The sequence below is a fragment of the Fusicatenibacter sp. genome (genome assembly GCF_050872605.1).
Classification (GTDB): Bacteria; Bacillota; Clostridia; order Lachnospirales; family Lachnospiraceae; genus Fusicatenibacter.
Window position 1 is genome coordinate 1 of sequence record NZ_JBNMHD010000075.1, and the last position, 4,958, is coordinate 4,958.

A 4,958-nucleotide genomic window follows, 5' to 3' on the forward strand; every position below is an offset into this window, starting at 1 on the left:
ACAGGCGGTACATGGAACTGCCGGACTCTTTTTCAGCGCTTCCTGTGCTTTGGCGATCACTGCTTTTTCTTCCTCGTTTAACGGTACAAAATTTCGGAAGGTTTTGATATTATCCTCCATCTGTTCCTCGTTTGACATACCCGAGAGCACGGTTGCAACTCCCGGCAGGGAAGCGGCAAAGCGGAGTGCCCAGGACGCAATCGATGCATCCGGATGAATGCGTTTCATCTCTGCTTCAATCTCTTTGCCTGCCGATGCAAGGGAACCGCCCTTTACCGGCTCCATAACAAGGAACGGCATATTGTATTTCTGAAGCACCTCATACAGTCGTCCGGACTGGATCAGCGGATTGTCCCAGTCAGCATAGTTCATCTGGATCTGAACAATTTCAACCTCCGAATAGTTTTTTGAATTTTTGTCAAAATTTTTCTTTGACTTTTTCCGTTTCCGGTGGTATTCTGATAAAAATTATGATTACGAAAGGAGTGGCACTATGATCTGGAAAAACCAGTTTCTTCACCTCACAAATGGCGATGTTTCAGCTGTTTATGGGGATAGTGCGCTCTTTTTTAAGTAAACTTCACTTTTTGAATTCTTAACATTCTATAGAAAACGCATGTATCTCCCAATCAGAATTTTACTATATTTTGATAAGGAGATTTTTTATGTCTGAGAAAAATATCAGAAAACAAATACGAACTTTATATCTTATGACCACGGTCGGCTATTTTCAGATTGCGGCGGCTTCGTGGGTTGCACTGCTCGCGCTCCGAGGATTTTCGCTGCTGCAGATCGGGATGCTCGAAAGCATTTTCCATATTGTGAGCCTCTGCTTTGAACTCCCCTCCGGCGTTGTCGCCGATGTTTTCGGGCGACGGAAAACGCTGATTGCAAGCCAGATGACCTCCCTGATTTCCGGTACGCTGATGATTTTTTCCACCGGTTTTGCTACAACTGCGCTTGCGCTTGGATGCAGTGCGCTCAGCTATAACCTTGCATCCGGCACACGGGAGGCACTTGCGTATGACAGTCTGAAGCAGAACGGGAACGAAGCATTCTATGCTCATTTTTCTTCTGTCGAGATGATGCTGTACCGCATCACCAATTCCACCGCGATGCTCTGCGCAGGCCTTGCCCTGTGGCTAGGATACCGGCGCGCGTATGCGGTTGATCTGTTCTTCGGGCTGATTGCGCTTGCGGTTGCCTTTGGTCTTGTGGAAATTCAGCCAGAGGAGGCACCAGTGCACCATAATGTCAGAAAAGAAATCCTTTCGGTTATTCAGGAAAGCTGGCAGTTTCTTGTCCGTGAAAAAAGAGCCCGAAATATCATGCTGGTAAACGCGCTCATCGGCGCCGTTTCCACGCTGGTGCTCTTCTTTTTACAGGCCAAACTGCCGCTCGCCGGTATGAACAGCGCACTGCTCGGCCCTGCCCTCTTTGTGATGGGACTCGGCGCGGCACTGGGATCGCGGATGACGGCGTACTTTCATAAGTACCGCTACCGCGCGATTCTGGTATTCAGTACGTTCGACGTCCTCTTCGCCTTCGGCATGAGCTTTACCGGACTGCCGGCCCTTATGGTATTCGGCGGATTTATTGGATCTTTCTCTGATGATTTTCTCGAAGTCCGGACCGATATTCTGCTGAATGACATGATCCCGTCCAAACAGCGGGCAACGCTGATGTCGGTGAACTCGTTTCTCTTTTCGATTATTATGATCGTCCTTTCTACTGTGTTTGGATGGATCATGTAATATAGCAAGACCCGAAAATAATGCAAAAAAGGCAGTGCTGCAAAGCGCGAATTGCAAGGAACAGATTTGAAGGCGTACCGGGGTACGACGAAAATCTGTGACGCAGTAATTCACGCTCTGCGGTGCTGAATTTTTTGCATTATTTTCGGGGATTGCTATAGCTAAAACAAACGGGACAAAACATTTTTTGTTCTGCCCCGCTCATTTATTCATACACAATGCTTACCAGTATTTTTCCACATATTCTGTTGCCTGATCCTCTGATATGGAAAATTCTTTTATGATATTTTTAATTGTATCAGCTTTGCTTGCATGAAAATTCTTGCAGGTTCGAATATTGGCCAGAATTCCCTCCTGCTTTCCTTTCTGCACTCCTTCATTTACTAATTTTTCTAATGCATCACACATATACATCTGACCCCCTTTTTGTTCTGATCGTAATGCATGATTAATCAGTTTCTGTGATTCTATGATTGCTCCGATTACTACTCCCAGTTCTGCTGAAATCGCTTTTTCTTTATAAACTGTATTTATTCTTTCAAAATTCTGTTCATAGATGGAACGGCTGATATCAAATACCGTTTCCACATCTGGATTATGGAATTGCAGCGATCCACTTGTTCTCAACTGCAGAATGTTCATTTTGTAATCAGCCACTAACAGTTTCAGCTTTTCCGGAATTTCTAAAAGATCTGTCAGGCAGAAGGGTCCGTCCCACTCTTTTTCTCCGTAGTATACACACAGACTGATGACTGGATGAATACGATCTGTTTTCTTAAGGTTCGAAAGAAACTCATCCGAGGATTCGAAATCTTTTTCCTCTCTGTTTTTCGCCGCGATTTCGTTATATTCCTTCAGATACGTAAAAGAATCCCCTATCATGTGCCGCAACGGCATTGCATAATGTATCTTCTGCTGATTTTCCAGACCCCATATCACAAATTCAATTCCATTTGCTGTTTTTTTCACAACATCCAACACCTTCTGAACGTTCTCTGCATGACCATTAAATTTTACAATTGAGGAAACATCCGTATCCACTTCCATAAGGTCGCATGGATTTAGTACCTGTTTTCCATGAAAGAATGCCGCATTGAACAAATCTGCGAAGTGGTTGCTGTCTCTCCAAAAGTTTTTTAATATTATGTCCGTTTTTATCTTATTTCTCTTAACCGTTTTTTCTACCTCCATTCATCATCCACATGAAATGTGAACGAATCACGCATGAAGGATATGATGCACCATACCTCCGTTCTCCTTAGCCTGCTATCATCTTTTCTGTGCCATTTATCCGAATATATCCGCTTTTACTATATCATAATTCTGTTATATTTACTATCCTTTTTCCGGAGGGATTCTCTATTTTACCGATTCACGCACGGGAGACCCATTCATTCTGTTTTTCTGATTCATTAGGAAAATTGATAGAAAAAATTTTTCTGTTTTTGCAACCTTTTTATTCTCCTGCTTGTATTTAAAGTAGAAGAGGGAAATTTCCTTCTATCTTTTACTTATGAAAGCGAGGATACTTTTTATGAAAACGCAAAAAATTTTTACGCATGATTGCTGTGCTTCCCTCTGCCCAGCCATTTTCCAGAGAAATTTCCGCTGAAAAACCAGCCACCTTCTCCCGCGCTGAAAAAGCTCTGGATCAGTATGGAAATGCCATTCTCCGGCTTGCCTACTCCTATCTTCACAATATGAGCGACGCGGAGGATATTCTGCAGGATACCCTGCTGAAATATATGCAGTCGGCTCCTGTCTTTGAAAATGCGCAGCACGAAAAAGCCTGGCTGCTCTGTGTTGCATCCAATCTGTGCAAAAATAAACTTTCTTACAATAAGATCCGGGAAACCGACGAACTTCTGGAAACACTCACAGCCGAGGAACGGGAGGATCTTTCTTTCGTCTGGAATGCCGTAAAAAAGCTCCCGGAAAAATACCGGGAAGCCATTCATCTCTATTACGAAGAAAGGTTATTCCACACGCGAAATCAGCCGCATTCTGAACCGCAGGGAAAGCACGGTCCGTTCCGATCTGAAACGCGGCAGAGAACGTTTAAAAGAAATCTTGAAGGAGGAGTACGACTTTGCGTAAATCCTATCATGAAATCATGGAACATATCGAAGTGACCGATGAAATGCGAAACCGCATTCTCGAGAATCTTTCCTCTGCAGAATCTGCAAAGCAGACAGATTCTTCACAGAAAATCCGCCATTTTTCTTCTTATCTGCAAAAATGTCTGGCACTGGCTGCATGTGCCGCAGAACTTTCCAAAAAAGCCGGTTTTCCTGTTCAGGATATCGAGAGTCTTCCTTTTATCCCAACAAGTACAACCTACTCCTGGTGCTGGGATATTTTTGCTGAAATCACATATGAGAGCAGCAGCAACACCGCATGGTACCGGAAAACAACCGGTACAGAAGACATCTCCGGAGATTATACAGACTATGATCAGATCATGACAGAAACTATCAATGGGAGCACTGTCACACTCAAAGGAAATGACGATTCCATTTTTCTGGCAGTCTGGCAGAAAGACGGATATTCCTCTTCTCTTAACTTTTCAGATGGAATCTCTCTTGATTCTATGCTTGAAATTTTAAAAACAATAATCTGACCGTTCCTTTTCTTTTTACAGCATAGATTTTCAGAAAAAAGCAGTTCTTTGGGGTTTTACTAAAAGTCCGGGAACTGCTTCTTGTTTTTCTTCTCTATAGCAAGACCCGAAAACAGCAATTCACACTCTGCGGTGCTGAATTTTTTGCATTATTTTCGGGGATTGCTATAATAGCAAATCCCCAAAACAGTAATGAAAAATCCTGTTATTCCGTCACCGGCACGTCAAGCTTTTCGGACGCTTCTTTTAACAGGTCAATAATTGGCAGATGCTGCGGGCATACACTCTCACACTGGCCGCACTGCACGCAGTCTTCTGCTTTTCCTGATGTTTCCAGCAGTTTTTTATAATAATTTTTCGCGCGGTCTTCTTCTCCATACAGGCGGATGGTATTCAATGCCTTGAATACATCCGGGATCGCGATTCCCATCGGACATCCGTCGCAGCAGTAACGACAGGCGGTACATGGAACTGCCGGACTCTTTTTCAGCGCTTCCTGTGCTTTGGCGATCACTGCTTTTTCTTCCTCGTTTAACGGTACAAAATTTCGGAAGGTTTTGATATTATCCTCCATCTGTTCCTCG

General features: G+C 43.7%; 5 protein-coding genes and 2 pseudogenes. 4 read left to right on the forward strand and 3 right to left on the reverse strand.

Translation table 11 applies throughout. The features are described 5' to 3' along the window. Positions 1-390, reverse strand: a pseudogene (locus tag ACY2VT_RS14060) (aldo/keto reductase); the annotation flags it as partial. Positions 391-665: 275 nt separating this feature from the next. Here ACY2VT_RS14060 and ACY2VT_RS14065 point away from each other — a divergent pair. Continuing rightward, a complete protein-coding gene (locus tag ACY2VT_RS14065) occupies positions 666-1,754 on the forward strand; it encodes an MFS transporter (RefSeq protein ID WP_461880313.1) in 1,089 nt (362 codons plus the stop codon). A 222-nt stretch (positions 1,755-1,976) separates the two neighbouring features. On the opposite strand, the gene ACY2VT_RS14070 is transcribed toward ACY2VT_RS14065, so the two are convergent. Next, complete coding sequence (locus ACY2VT_RS14070) at positions 1,977-2,945, reverse strand: hypothetical protein (protein ID WP_461880314.1); 969 nt, start codon at positions 2,943-2,945, stop codon at positions 1,977-1,979. Between the two features lie 368 nt (positions 2,946-3,313). On the opposite strand from ACY2VT_RS14070, the pseudogene ACY2VT_RS14075 reads away from it, so the two are divergent. From ACY2VT_RS14075 to ACY2VT_RS14085, 3 genes and pseudogenes are all read left to right on the forward strand, one after another. Further along, positions 3,314-3,673, forward strand: a pseudogene (locus tag ACY2VT_RS14075) (RNA polymerase sigma factor); the annotation flags it as partial. 85 nt (positions 3,674-3,758) lie between these two features. After that, complete coding sequence (locus tag ACY2VT_RS14080; protein WP_461880317.1) at positions 3,759-3,851, forward strand: hypothetical protein; 93 nt, start codon at positions 3,759-3,761, stop codon at positions 3,849-3,851. Next, entirely contained in the window at positions 3,844-4,374 is a 531-nt protein-coding gene (locus ACY2VT_RS14085; RefSeq protein ID WP_461880315.1) for a hypothetical protein, read from the forward strand. Before ACY2VT_RS14080 ends, ACY2VT_RS14085 begins: the two co-directional genes overlap by 8 nt. 205 nt (positions 4,375-4,579) lie before the next feature. Here ACY2VT_RS14085 and ACY2VT_RS14090 read toward each other — a convergent pair. After that, on the reverse strand, positions 4,580-4,958 hold a 379-nt coding region (locus ACY2VT_RS14090), incomplete at its 5' end, for a 4Fe-4S dicluster domain-containing protein (protein WP_461880316.1).

What these genes read in the sequence shown, in the direction of transcription:
- ACY2VT_RS14070 (WP_461880314.1), bottom strand. Translation starts at nt 2,945, where the DNA reads ATGGAGGTAGAAAAAACGGTTAAGAGAAATAAGATAAAAACGGACATA.
- ACY2VT_RS14065 (WP_461880313.1), top strand. Translation starts at nt 666, where the DNA reads ATGTCTGAGAAAAATATCAGAAAACAAATACGAACTTTATATCTTATG.